General features: G+C 42.4%; 9 protein-coding genes. 6 read left to right on the forward strand and 3 right to left on the reverse strand.

Translation table 11 applies throughout. The features are described from left to right. Nucleotides 1–172: 172 nt before the first annotated feature. The gene (locus Q1A31_RS00370; RefSeq protein WP_299870809.1) at nucleotides 173–1,054 is read right to left on the reverse strand and encodes a LysR family transcriptional regulator; all 882 of its coding nucleotides are present in this window, start codon (nucleotides 1,052–1,054) and stop codon (nucleotides 173–175) included. Nucleotides 1,055–1,204: 150 nt separating this feature from the next. Between Q1A31_RS00370 and Q1A31_RS00375 the strand changes: the two genes are divergently transcribed. Continuing rightward, nucleotides 1,205–3,679 carry an FAD-dependent oxidoreductase gene (locus Q1A31_RS00375; RefSeq protein WP_299870811.1) on the forward strand — a complete coding sequence of 825 codons (2,475 nt, stop codon included), beginning with the start codon at nucleotides 1,205–1,207 and terminating at the stop codon, nucleotides 3,677–3,679. A 218-nt stretch (nucleotides 3,680–3,897) separates the two neighbouring features. Here Q1A31_RS00375 and Q1A31_RS00380 read toward each other — a convergent pair whose 3' ends face one another. Both Q1A31_RS00380 and Q1A31_RS00385 read right to left on the reverse strand, forming a co-directional pair. Further along, a complete protein-coding gene (locus Q1A31_RS00380; protein WP_299870813.1) occupies nucleotides 3,898–5,040 on the reverse strand; it encodes an alpha-hydroxy acid oxidase in 1,143 nt (380 codons plus the stop codon). Between the two features lie 79 nt (nucleotides 5,041–5,119). After that, a complete protein-coding gene (locus Q1A31_RS00385) occupies nucleotides 5,120–6,037 on the reverse strand; it encodes a LysR family transcriptional regulator (protein WP_299870815.1) in 918 nt (305 codons plus the stop codon). 159 nt (nucleotides 6,038–6,196) lie between these two features. Between Q1A31_RS00385 and Q1A31_RS00390 the strand changes: the two genes are divergently transcribed. From Q1A31_RS00390 to Q1A31_RS00410, 5 genes are all read left to right on the forward strand, one after another. Further along, nucleotides 6,197–8,635: an FAD-dependent oxidoreductase gene (locus tag Q1A31_RS00390; RefSeq protein ID WP_299870816.1), complete on the forward strand. Its 2,439-nt coding sequence runs from the start codon at nucleotides 6,197–6,199 to the stop codon at nucleotides 8,633–8,635. A gap of 223 nt (nucleotides 8,636–8,858) precedes the next feature. Next, nucleotides 8,859–9,761 (forward strand): 2-dehydro-3-deoxygalactonokinase, encoded by a 903-nt coding sequence (locus Q1A31_RS00395; protein ID WP_299870817.1) that lies wholly within the window; start codon nucleotides 8,859–8,861, stop codon nucleotides 9,759–9,761. 8 nt (nucleotides 9,762–9,769) lie between these two features. Next, a complete protein-coding gene (locus Q1A31_RS00400; RefSeq protein WP_299870818.1) occupies nucleotides 9,770–10,390 on the forward strand; it encodes a 2-dehydro-3-deoxy-6-phosphogalactonate aldolase in 621 nt (206 codons plus the stop codon). A 458-nt stretch (nucleotides 10,391–10,848) separates the two neighbouring features. Next, nucleotides 10,849–11,823, forward strand: coding sequence for an ABC transporter substrate-binding protein (locus tag Q1A31_RS00405; RefSeq protein WP_299870820.1), 975 nt, complete (start codon nucleotides 10,849–10,851; stop codon nucleotides 11,821–11,823). A 359-nt stretch (nucleotides 11,824–12,182) separates the two neighbouring features. Beyond that, complete coding sequence (locus tag Q1A31_RS00410) at nucleotides 12,183–12,977, forward strand: ABC transporter ATP-binding protein (RefSeq protein WP_131904789.1); 795 nt, start codon at nucleotides 12,183–12,185, stop codon at nucleotides 12,975–12,977. Nucleotide 12,978 lies beyond the last annotated feature (1 nt).

Consider the following 12,978-nt stretch of genomic DNA (forward strand, 5'->3'; position numbering starts at 1 on the left):
CCAAATTTAATAAAATGCAAACTTTGCTGACGATTGAATTTAAGATTGGTTATTTGGAAGTAGAAAGTCACCCCTGCTACTTTGAATGACAATTTGTTTTTGTAGTGTAAAAACAGTTTTGGAATTTATGCAGAGCTTAGGCATTTTTTACTAACTTGCGGAAACAGTTAACTCATACATAACTCAACAACCAATCCTTAAACAATCTTGTTGCTTCCGATAAGTTCTTTTCGCTTTTATAACAAACAAAATAGCCGCTTTCAGTATCCAGACTTTCAAAAAATGGGGCGACCAATTGCTTCGCTAGAAAGCCTTCCTGCATGAAATCGTCATACATCAAACAGATTCCCATACCGTTTGCTGCGAGTGAAGCGGCCATCACATAGCTATCCATATATTGCATCGGTTGTCTGGGTCTATCATTCAACTCAGTCATCTCTAACCAGCTATTCCAGCCTTTAGGCACACCCAAAACATCGAGCAATGTCAGCTTATTAACATCATCGAGTTCACGTAATTGTTTAGCATTTTCAGGGCTGCAATAAGGCCTTATCTTTTGTGAAATCAGCGGGATAGATTCAAAGCCATCCCAATCACCCTTGCCATAACGGATTTCTAATTCTGAGGTTGATATCGGGTAATCGGAAGCCCAGTTAGTACCGTGTTGACGAATCGATATATGCGGATGAATCAAATTAAACTGTTGCAAACGAGGTGCCAGCCATAACTCGGCGAAGGTTGTATTCACACCAAACTCAACAACCGCTTCATCTGATGGAGAAAATATTTTAGCCGCGCCCTGGTTGAGCTGTTTCAAGGTACTTTCCACCAGGGGTAAAAATGCCCGTCCTGCGTCTGTGAGACGTATACTTCTGTTAGCCCGATAGAACAGTTTTTGATTCAAGTGATGTTCTAGTAGCTGGATTTGTTGACTCACAGCTGATTGGCTCATTGCCAGATCTTCAGCTGCCAAGGTAAAGCTTAAATGCTCACCCGCAACAGAAAATGTTCTTAGCCAGTTGAGTTGTATAGAATTTGTGAGTAGCCTTTTCATAAGTTTAACTTATACATTTGTGGTTTATATATCATTTGTTGCTGGTCGAATAACTTAATATCATATTTACTAGAAGGACACAATCACTGCGCGCCCCTCATAAAACATAAAAAGTAGCAGTCATCCCTATCAGAGACCAAAGGAATAATGATGAAAAATAAGACAGATGTATTAATCATGGGCGGCGGCATTGCTGGCGTTAGTACTTTATATCACCTGACAAAACTAGGCTGGACGGATGTCATGCTCACAGAAAAACTGGATTTAACATCTGGTTCTACCTGGCACGCAGCGGGAAACCTGCCTCATTTCAGCAATAGCTTTAATGTGATGAAAATGCAGCAGCACAGTATTGCGCTTTATGCCCGTTTAGAAGAAGAAACTGGCCATCCCGTTGATCATCATCCTACGGGCGCGGTTCGATTGGCGCATACCGAAGAGCGCATGAATGAATTTGAGCGCGTGGTGGCGATGTCAAAACTCGCTGGACTTGATCTGGAAATGATCAGTGTTGAGCGCTTGGTCGAACTCTACCCTTATTTAAACCCAGAAGGGGTTTTGGGTGGTTTATGGGATCCAGCTGATGGTCACATCGACCCAACCAGTGCGACTAACGCAATGGCAAAAGGCGCTAAAGATGCAGGCGCAACAATTGTTCGTCAAAACCCTGTTGAAAAAATCGTACAGAAAGAAGATGGCCGCTGGGAAGTGACTACACCGAAAGGCATTATTGACGCTGGTATAATTGTGAATGCAGGCGGTTTCCGCGCTAACGAATTAGCCAAAATGGTAGGCCACGAATTGCCGATGTGTTCCATGGAACACCAGTTCCTTGTAACCGATTCGATCCCTGAATTAGAAGGTCGTGACGAAATGCTGCCAATGCTTCGTGATCCAGATGTCTCTTACTACTTACGTCAGGAGGGCAAAGGTTTCATCTTAGGCCCATACGAGCCAGACGGAATCCCTTGGGCAACTGATGGCGTTCCTAAAGAATTTGGTCAGGAATTATTAGCACCAGATCTGGACCGAATCGAAGACATTATGATGACAGCGATGACTCAGGTTGAGCTGGTTGCTGAAGGCGGAATCAAGACGGTTGTTAATGGCCCTATCACTTACTCACCAGATGGGCATCCATTAGTTGGACCGGTGCATGGCATCGACAACTATTTTGTCATTACTGGCTTCAACTTCGGTATTGCACAAGGTGGTGGTGCAGGTCACTTTATGGCGCAATGGATTGTTGATGGCGAACCAGAACTCGACCTGTTTGAATTAGACCCGCGTCGTTTTGGTGATTATGCAGATATCAAATACACAGTGGCTAAAGGCACTGAAGTTTATGCCAACGAATATCAACTCGGTTATGCCAATGAATACGCGATGCGCCCTGCGGTTCGCGGCCAAAAGAAAACGCCTATCTATGAATCACACAAAGCAGACAACGCTGTATTTGGTGCTTACTTTGGCTGGGAGCGTCCTAGCTGGTTCGCTCCTGAAGGTATGGAGCCTGTTGAGCAGCATAGCTTCCGCCGAGGTAACTGGTTTGATCCTGTCGCCGCAGAGTGTAAAAACGTTCAAGAGAATGTCGGTCTTCTAGACTTATCGCCGTTCACAAAGTTTGAAGTATCAGGTGAAGGTGCATATAACTATTTAAGCAATATCATGCCCAACCATGTCCCTACTGAACCGGGCCAAATAGTTCTAGCCCATCCGCTTAGTCCTTCAGGCGGTGTTGCCTGGGAAGTTTCAATCACAATGCTACAAGACGGCAGCTATTACATGATGTCGCCTGCGGCACTTGAAATTCTTATTGATGATTGGCTATTCAGTCGTTTACCAAAAGATGGATCAGTCACCTTGAAAAACACCACAAAAGGTGGGGGGTGCCTTTTAATTACAGGTCCAAATGCGCGTAAGGTTTTGAGTAAGGTAACAGATTTAAGCCTAAGCAATGCAGACTTCCCTTGGTTTACAGGCCAGGAAATTGATGTCGCAGGTGTTCCAACTCGTGCATTACGCATGAGTTTCGTGGGTGAATTAGGTTGGGAGCTTCATCACTCAGTCGAGCATACACAACAGCTATACGATGCATTACACGAAGCAGGCGCAGAGTTTGGTATCAAAAACTTCGGCTTACGTGCAATGGATTCAATGCGATTCGAGAAAGGTTATCCCGTTTGGGGCCCAGACATGAATACAGAATTTACGGCGCTTGAGTCAGGCCTTAGCTGGTTCATAAAAATGGATAAAGACTTCGAAGGCAAAGACATATTGCTGAAGCAAAAAGAAGCTGGCTTTGAAAATGACATGGTGATGATTGAAGTTGATTCAGAAACTGCTCCTGCGAATGAAAATTCTCATGCAAACAAAACAGATGCTCAAAACGGATTTGAACCACTTTACTTAGACGGTGAGATCGTTGGGCAGTGTAGTTCAGGCGGTTACGGCAATCGTATCCAGAAGAGTTTAGCGTTTGCCTTTATCAAGACCAAGAAGATTGATAAGAAAGCAGAAAACGCAGGTTTAACCGTTCAGATTCTTGGTAAGCATTACCCTGCCAAGATCGTTCCAATGTGTAACTACGATCCGAAAAATGAAAGAATTAAAGCAGATGACTAAATGCTAACAAATAGTATATAAACTCATTCGAAGGGCGTGCTTAAGTACGTCCTTTTTTATATCACTCCCCTACTTAAATGAGTTCTCGTTTTTGTGTTTTAAAACGTTAGAACGAATTTATGCCAAAGTTTAGTTATAGATCGACTGTAAGGAGACCCTATAACTTAGCGTGTATTTAGGCACTTTTTCCTAGGTTTCTTAACAACAGTAAAACTTAATTACTGATCCCATACCGAATACACATCACCAGATTGAATATCACTTATCTTTGTTTTCCCTGCCAAACCCATAGTTGTTTTGAGTTCGTTTTCATAAATCTGCAGTAATTGGTCGATGCCTGGCCTTCCCATTGCGCCTAATGCATAGACCATAGAACGCCCGAGTAATACTCCGCTGGCACCTAATGCTTTAGCACGGAAAATATCCATGCCGGTATGTACACCAGAATCAAAAAGCAGTTCCATTTTATCACCCACCGCATCAGCGATACGAGGAAGCCAGTAGATTGAACTGCCTGCGCCATCCAACTGGCGTCCACCATGATTAGAAACAATAATGGAATCGATCCCCATGCTGGCAGCAATCTGGGCATCTTCAACATCAAGGATACCTTTGAGTATAATTTTGCCACCCCATTCCTGTCGAATCCATTCGACGTATTCCCAATCAAGCGCTGGATCGACCATTTCTTTTGCCCAGACAAGTAGACTACTCAAGTCATCTACTCCTTTGGCATGCCCCATCACATTACCAAAGCCTTTATAAGGAGTGGTTGCCATTTCAAACGCCCATTTTGGCTTGGTCATAATATTCAACATATTGCGGAAGTTCGGGCGAATGGATAATTCGTTTTTCACATCTTTATGGCGTTGACCCAGCATGGGCAAATCCATGGTGACAACTAATGCTGAACAATTAGCAGCCTTGGCGCGATGAATTAAATCTCGTACAAACTCTCGGTCTTTAACCACATAAAGTTGAAACCAGAAAGGAGTACCCGTTGCTTCCTGAATCTGCTCGATTGAGCAAATAGACATGGTAGATAAAATGAAAGGCACACCATAATCATGAGCTGCAGTTGCCACTTTGATTTCGCCACCTGCATTCTGGATCCCCAGCATGCCAATGGGTGCAAACGCGACGGGTATTTTTGCATCCGCTCCAACCATAGTGGTTGACGTGTCGACATTTGAAATATCCACGCCTACCCGTTGCCGAATACAAACATCCTTTAACTCATTCTCATTTCTATGGAATGTCGATTCTGTATAAGAACCCGCTTCCACATAGTCATAAAACATTTTCGGAACACGTCGTTTGTAGAGTTGCCTAAAGTCTTCTACACAGGTAATTTTACTCATGTTAATCATTCTCTTTGTTTGAAGCTAAAAAAACAGCCTCAAAGTAGGGGGGTGTGAATTTAACTAGTAAGTGCAATTATTATTGAATGCGTTGCATCATCCAACGCTTAAAGGTAATGGTATTGTCACCATATATGCGTGTTGGGGATGAATAAAAAGCATAACCATACCCCGTTAACTGTTCCTCAAAAGGTGCAACCAACAATCCATTATTGAGCTCATTTAACATTAAATCATCGGCTAAAATCAATCCCTGTCCATCGACTGCTGCCTGCACCCGCACGTTGGCATCACTAATCACTCTGCGAGGGTTGTTTAGCTTAAGATCAGGGCCATCCGTGTTATTGGCTTTTAACCACTCCTGCCACAGATCCTGTTTGCTGTCTTCACATAGCAAGGGGATATTACTTAGCGATCCTTGCACGATGGCATCCATACTTATCTCGTTTTGCTGGCTTAACTTATGTGTGTCTAATAATTTTGGACTAATCACGGGAAACAAAGACATCGGTATTTCTGCGAAGCGATTTCTATCCAGCTTGCCTTTGCAAGGCCCCCACAAGATTGCGAGATCAACTTCATCAAGCTTGAAATCAACCGAATTTACCGAGTGTTGTAACAAAAAATTGATATCAGGGTATTCATCGTTAAAACGACCAATACGCGCTGACAACCAGCGGGCAGCGACATAGGTCGTCGCGGCAATCGATACGTTTGCTTCCTGCTTGCCTTCCTGAATACGCGAGAGGCTGGATTCAAGATCTTCGAAAATCTTTTTCGTGGTCAGATATAAGGCCTGCCCTGTATCTGTTAGGTACACTTGGCGCACGGAGCGTTTGAACAAACTGCTTTGTAACTCTTCTTCGAGTTTACGTATTTGATAGCTGACTGCGCCTTTGGTTACGCATAACTCATTCGCTGCGATACTAAAACTCAGGTGCCTAGCCGCAGATTCAAAGACTTTAAGGCTATCGAGTGAGGGTAAAGAATGTTTCATTGATGATCCAGCCTAGAAATACAGTAAAGCATTTATGGTTTAAATTAACTGAACTATAGATCATAACGTTTCGATTGTCAGACGCTTGCTTTGTTGTGCATTATTGATGACTTAAATTTAGATGACTTAAATTTTAACTATTTATATCTGGAGTAGAAAATGTCGAATTCTGTTAAATCCCATGCACGCGTGGTTGTCATCGGCGGAGGTATTGCAGGTTGCTCTACCTTGTATCATCTTACCCAGCTAGGCTGGACAGACGTTGCACTGGTAGAAAGAGATGAACTGACTTCAGGTTCTACATGGCATGCAGCGGCGCAAGTGACTCAGTTTGGGGGCAATCAAACCATGATTGGTTTGAAACGTCACAGTATCGACCTTTACCGAGAACTCGCTGCAGATGAAGATTTTCCCTTCTATTACGATATCACCGGCGGCATGCGGACTGCTTACACTCAGGATCATATCGATACCTATCAACATTATATTGGCATGGCGAAAAGCATGGGTGTTGAGATGGAATACATCAGCCCAAAAGAAATCAAAGAACGTCATCCATTATTAACCACAGACAAAATGCTGGGCGCGTGGTGGGATCCATTAGATGGCTATATTGATCCATCTGGCATTACACTGGCATTGGCACGAAAAGCACGCCTCGCTGGAGCTTCTGTGTATAGAAGCAATCCCGTTGAAGGCATTACGAAAAAAGGCTCTCGTTTCGGCACTGGCGAATTTATCGTTCACACCAAAAACGGCGACATTACCTGTGAAAAAGTTGTCAACGCAACCGGCTACCGCGTCAATGAAGTGGGCAATATGTTAGGTGTTGAGCACCCTGTGACTTCGATGGAGCACATGTACTTCCTTACCGACAATATTCCTGAATTAGAAGCGCTGGATTTTCAGGTACCGATTATTCGTGATCCATTAGATGATTTTTACAGCCGTCAGGAAAAAAATGGCCTGCTGGTCGGCGTTTACGAGCAAGCGTGTAAAACCTTCGGCATGGATGGCATTGACCCAGCATTCACTAAAGATTTATGCCCGCCTGATTTAGATCGCTGCCTTGAAAATATGGAAGGTATTTTTGAACGCCTACCCGCGCTTCAAAATGCAGGGATTCATACCACCATCAATGGACCTATTACCTACACCATTGACGGCATGCCGTTGATTGGAAAAATACCTGGAATAGAAAACGCTTACTGTGCGATCGGCTTGCGAGCGGGAATCGGCGAAGGTGGTGGACACGGAAAGATCTTAGCTGACTTAATCGTTCACGGTGAATGTGAGTGGGATGCATGGTGTCTTGATCCGCGACGTTTTACTCAATACGCTAATACCGAACATACCTGCTTGAAGGCGATTGAAGATTACCAGAACGAATTCCACTATCACTTACCGCATGAGCATCGCCCTGCTTCTCGTTTGGCGCGTACAACGCCCCTTTATCCAGTCCTTGATCAGTTGGATGTTGCCTGGGGAGTGGTGAATGGTTGGGAGCGCGCTTTATTCTTCAAACCTACTCCTGATTTTGAGGATGAGCATTCTTATCGCTTCACCCCGACAAAAGATGTAGTGGCTAAAGAAATTGAAGCCTTAACGACAAATGTCGGTTTGATGGAAGTGTCTGGTTTCAATCGTTTCTCTATTCAAGGGGAAGGCGCAACGGAGTTTTTAGACAGCCTCACCTGTAGCAATATTCCGAAAAAAGTCGGCAAAATTAGCCTGTGTTATTTGCTCAATGACCATGGTCATGTATTAACAGAAGCGACCCTTGCCAAGTTAGATGAAGAGCATTACTGGTATGGTTCAGCCGCTGCTGCTGAATGGCATGATCTGGATTGGTTGAACACGCACAAACCTGATTCCGTAACCATTACTGAAATGGCAGCATCACATACTATATTGGTCGTTGCAGGCCCTAAATCACGCGATTTATTGCAGTCACTTTCACCGCGATGTGATTGGTCAAAAGCGGGCTTCCCCTGGCTGAATGTTAAAGAAATGACACTGGGTCATGCCAAAGTAATGGCAATGACGGTGAGTTTCTCTGGTGAGCTCGCCTATGAATTGCATGTGCCTAATGAGCAATTATATTTAGTTTGGAAACTATTAAATGAGGCAGGTACAGCGTTTAACTTATCGCACTTTGGTCTTTACGCCACAGAATCAATGCGTATGGAAAAGGGCTATCTGCATTGGAAAGCAGACCTTATTTACGAACGCAACCCAATGGAAACGGGCTTAGACTTCTTTGTGAAAATGGATAAGCCGGACTTTATCGGTAAAAAAGCGCTGCAAGCACAATTAGAAAAAGGTAATCAAAAGCAGCTCGTCACGCTTGTTATTGACTGTGATTTAGCCCCTGCACACAGTGGTGATTCAATCTACCACGGTGAGACATTATCAGGCACTGTCACCTCTGGCGCCTATGGCCATCGCGTTAATAAAAACATTGCCTATGCGTTTGTAGACCCTCAACTATCCGAGTTAGGTACTGAGATATCGGTCGAGATTTTAGGCGAGAAGTACCCTGCTATTGTGACTGAAGCTGGTTTGTACGATCCTAAGAATGAGTTAGTCAGAGGCTAATAAAAAAACTAGTAAAAACTAACTAAACAAATCTAAATGTGGCCTCAAAGCAGGAAGGAGTGTTGAATTGACACCCCCCTACTTTAGAGGCCTTTTTTCTTTTGAAGATGCACTCACAGGTTTCTTATCTATCGTTCGAATTTAATCCTATAATCATTGAGTAAAGCCCCGTTATATTGTCTGACGAAGTTAGCTTTAGCAAAAACGTAGATAGAGACCGAATATGGATACACACTGGATTGCAGTAGATTGGGGCACAACAAACCTTAGGGCGTATGCCATGTCCAGCGAGCATCAGGTCTTAAGTGATGCGCAATCTCATGACGGTGCGGGCAAACTTTCACCCGACGAATTTGAAGGTGCTTTGCTAAAACTGATTGATCATTGGCTAGTGCCGGATAGAATAACCAGCATAATGGTTTGTGGCATGGCGGGTGCCAAACAGGGATGGTCAGAAGCACCTTATCTGCAAACTCCATGCCTGCCTTCTTCGTCCGATGGATTAAAATCTGTCGAAACGAAAGATTCCCGCATTGAGGTATCCATTCTACCCGGCGTCTGCCAACAATCCCCCGCAGATGTGATGAGAGGAGAAGAAACGCAACTCGCAGGTCTAATCGCTGATACAGGTGCAAAATTCAACACAGTGTGCCTACCGGGAACCCACAGTAAATGGGTACAATTGCAAGCTAACCAAATACACCGTTTTAACACCTATATGACGGGTGAAACTTTCGAATTGCTCAGCCAGCAATCCATTTTACGGCATGAGCTAACTTCTGAAGGCTGGAATCAATCCGCATTTTTAGAAGCCGTTGAGGAATCTCTAAACAATCCGCAACAGCTATTAAGTGATTGCTTTCGCATTCGTGCTCAAGGTTTGTTAGGTAAACCCGACTCGGCTTCTGCGCGTGCCAGATTATCTGGATTGTTGATAGGTGCAGAACTTGCAGGTGCAAAATCCTACTGGAACAATCAGAACACAGCGTTAATTGGTGATGATCGTTTAGTCACCCTCTATGCAGAGGCTTTAACCCATATCGGTGCTAACAGCGAAATATTCAGTGCTCAAGACATGACCTTACAAGGTTTGATTCAAGTGTATAAAAATCTATTCAATCAATGAGAAATACTATGTCACCTAGACCGTCACGTAAATTAATTGCAATTCTTAGAGGTATAACTCCCGATGAGGCAGAAAGCGTATCTGAAATGCTGGTTGAAAAAGGTTTTGACTGGATTGAAGTCCCTTTAAATTCACCCAATGCCTTTGATTCGATTGAACGTATGGCTAAACATTTAGGTGAACGTGCGCATATTGGAGCAGGCACTGTTTTGAATGAAGATGACATCATTCGGATTAAAGAGGCAGGCGGTACTTTTATTGTTTCACCTAACTTTGATATTGATGTTGTGCAGCAAACCAAGAAATTGAATATGGGTTCATACCCCGGCGTATTGACACCCTCGGAATGTTTTGCCGCCTTAAAAGCGGGTGCTGATGCCTTGAAATTATTTCCGGCTACAGCAATCGGCGGGGTAAATATTCAAGCAATGCGCGCAGTGTTGCCAGAAGCAACTGATTTGTACGCAGTGGGGGGTTGTAACCCTGAAAATCTGGGTGAATGGTTATCCTATGGTGTTGATGGTTTTGGCATCGGTTCTGCGCTCTATAAGCCCGGGAAATCAGTCGCAGAAATTGCCAAATCGGCAGAAGCTTTTGTCGAAGCCTTTGATAAACATGTTTCAGCTTAATGCCAATTAGAAATGTCTCGTGTTTTCTTCATCAGGTTAGTGATCATTAACTCAACAGATATTAAATAACGAAAAAAACACTTTAAAAAGTCTAAATAAAACAACAAAAACAAGTGCTTAAAAAAACAGCCTATAAGTAGGGGGGTGACCTATTCATCCTAATAATTATGGAAGAAAGCATTCGTTTTTTTAAATTCAACTGAAAAATACTTAAGTTATTAATAAGCAGTACTTAAGCTAATGATAAGTAGTGCTTAAGTCATTAAAAAGAAAAGATTTTTTAAATTATTTAACTATACTCTTTGGATGCATTTACTATTAATACATACTAAATGTAGAAAAAGTAAGTTCTACACTTGGAGGAGTTAGAGTTTAAACAAGTAATATCAGATGCTTTTTAATTGGGAGCGTGTGGTTATTATTTTATTTATTATGAAATCTAAATTTGAGGTTATAAAATGAAATCAATGAAAAAAATCCTGGGTTGCGTATCAATTGCTGCACTATCTGCAACGATGGCAACATCTGCCAGTGCTGATGTAAATGTCGCATACTTTCTAGAGTGGGCAACTCCCAACCAGATTGCTAAAGTTGAAAAAACATACGACAAAGCTATGGGCGAAAAAGTTAACTGGATTAACTTCGCGAGTGGTACTGCAATGACAGAAGCTATGTTATCTGGCGACATTGATATCGCTTTCAGTCAAGGCCTTGCTCCTTTTGTTAATGCTGTAAACGCAAATGCTCCTATTAAAATGGTTGGTGTAGCGGTTGTATATGGTGGTGCCAATGATTGTATCGTTAGTAATGCATCAGGTATTACAAAAGAAAACGCGACAGAGTTAGAAGGCAAATCAGTCGCTTTACCTTTAAACACAATGGCTGACTTTGAATTTCGTATGACGATGACAAACCTGGGCGTTGACGTTAAAAAAGTAAAGCTTGTTGATCAGGAACCAGCTGATGCAGCGGTATCTCTAGTTGATGGCGCAGTAGCAATGGCATGTGGCTATGGTGAAAACTCATTATCTAAAATGAAAGAAGCTGGTAAGCCAATGCTTTCAGTTCCTGAAAAAACAGAAGCAGGCATCAATAGCTTCGATATCATCTCTGTAACTGAGAAGTTTGTTCAAGAAAATCCTGAAGCTGTAAAAACCTTTATGGAAGTTACTGAGCAAGCTAATGCTGATTTTGCTAAAGACCAATCTAAAATAGCAATTATCGCTGGCGATGCAGGTTTATCTGTAGAGAAAACCAAGAGCCAAATGGCTGGATTCTCATTCCCTAGCGCTGAAGTGCAATTAGCTAACTATTTCAATGACGGCGGTAAAGTTGCTGAAATGCTACCTTTCATGGGTAAGATGTTCGCTACAGAAGCCTCTCCAGCAAAAGATGATTACTCAACGGTAGTTGACTCATCATTCCTAAAGTAATATTACTTTTTAAGAATGTTACTAAAAACGGCAGATAAATTATCTGCCGTTTTTTTACCAGAAAGATTCTAAGAAAAATTAGAAAAATCTTTAAAGAAGAAATATTGAAACAGCATTGAAAGAAAGAAAACAGGATGCATTAGCTATGCTTTTGCATAAAAATCCATATTCTTATGATAAAAATTAAAACAACAATATTTTCTGAAAACTAGTACTTAACAACAAGATATTATGAAATTAAGCTTTTTTCAGAAAATATGACTTTTAATGCTAGGCTAGTATTAATCAAGACAATAATGAGAAGCGATTGAATTAACTTAACTGATCGTGAAGTGAAATAAATAAACTAAGGAAGGAATATGAGTGATCTTGTAGCAAAAGACCTGAGTATGGTTTTTGATGTTGATACTGGAGGCCAGGTACATGCACTTAACAACGTCAACTTCACGTTAAAAAGCGGTGAACTACTATCCGTATTAGGCCCATCAGGCTGTGGTAAAACGACGCTATTAAACATTATTGCAGGATTCAATCACCCAACGGGTGGCGCGGTATATCTTGGCGATGAAGAGATCAAAGGTCCTGGCGTTAATCGAGGTATGGTTTTCCAACAAGGCGCATTGTTTGAATGGTTAACCGTTTCAGAAAATGTCGACTTCGGCCTTCGTATGAAAGGCACAGACCCTAAAAAAAGCAAAAAAATGGTCGATGAATGGCTAGACATCGTGGGCCTTGCAGGCTTCGGTGATATTCCTACCTATCAATTATCAGGCGGTATGCAACAACGAATTGCGTTAGCACGTTGTCTTATCAATGATCCTGATTTAATTCTGATGGATGAACCACTGGGTGCGCTGGATGCGCTGACACGAGAAAAGATGCAATCACTAGTTCTGAAAATCTGGAAAGAAACAGGCAAGACAATCATGATTATCACTCACTCAGTAGAGGAGGCACTGCTACTAGGTGAAAGATTATTTGTAATGGCACCAAGGCCAGGAAGATTACATAAAGAATACAACTTGCCATTTGCCGAAAGAGGCGTCACTGAAGATACCAGAGATATTAAAAACAGTGAGGAATTCATAGAAACTCGCGAAGAGATTCTGACCATGATCTGGGATATGGAAGAAGAAATAATGGGGCAGGTGTAAT

It is taken from the genome of uncultured Cocleimonas sp. (assembly GCF_947495625.1).
GTDB lineage: Bacteria > Pseudomonadota > Gammaproteobacteria > Thiotrichales > Thiotrichaceae > Cocleimonas.

What these genes read in the sequence shown, in the direction of transcription:
- Q1A31_RS00370 (WP_299870809.1), bottom strand. Translation starts at nt 1,054, where the DNA reads ATGAAAAGGCTACTCACAAATTCTATACAACTCAACTGGCTAAGAACA.
- Q1A31_RS00375 (WP_299870811.1), top strand. Translation starts at nt 1,205, where the DNA reads ATGAAAAATAAGACAGATGTATTAATCATGGGCGGCGGCATTGCTGGC.
- Q1A31_RS00380 (WP_299870813.1), bottom strand. Translation starts at nt 5,040, where the DNA reads ATGAGTAAAATTACCTGTGTAGAAGACTTTAGGCAACTCTACAAACGA.
- Q1A31_RS00385 (WP_299870815.1), bottom strand. Translation starts at nt 6,037, where the DNA reads ATGAAACATTCTTTACCCTCACTCGATAGCCTTAAAGTCTTTGAATCT.
- Q1A31_RS00390 (WP_299870816.1), top strand. Translation starts at nt 6,197, where the DNA reads ATGTCGAATTCTGTTAAATCCCATGCACGCGTGGTTGTCATCGGCGGA.
- Q1A31_RS00395 (WP_299870817.1), top strand. Translation starts at nt 8,859, where the DNA reads ATGGATACACACTGGATTGCAGTAGATTGGGGCACAACAAACCTTAGG.
- Q1A31_RS00400 (WP_299870818.1), top strand. Translation starts at nt 9,770, where the DNA reads ATGTCACCTAGACCGTCACGTAAATTAATTGCAATTCTTAGAGGTATA.
- Q1A31_RS00405 (WP_299870820.1), top strand. Translation starts at nt 10,849, where the DNA reads ATGAAATCAATGAAAAAAATCCTGGGTTGCGTATCAATTGCTGCACTA.
- Q1A31_RS00410 (WP_131904789.1), top strand. Translation starts at nt 12,183, where the DNA reads ATGAGTGATCTTGTAGCAAAAGACCTGAGTATGGTTTTTGATGTTGAT.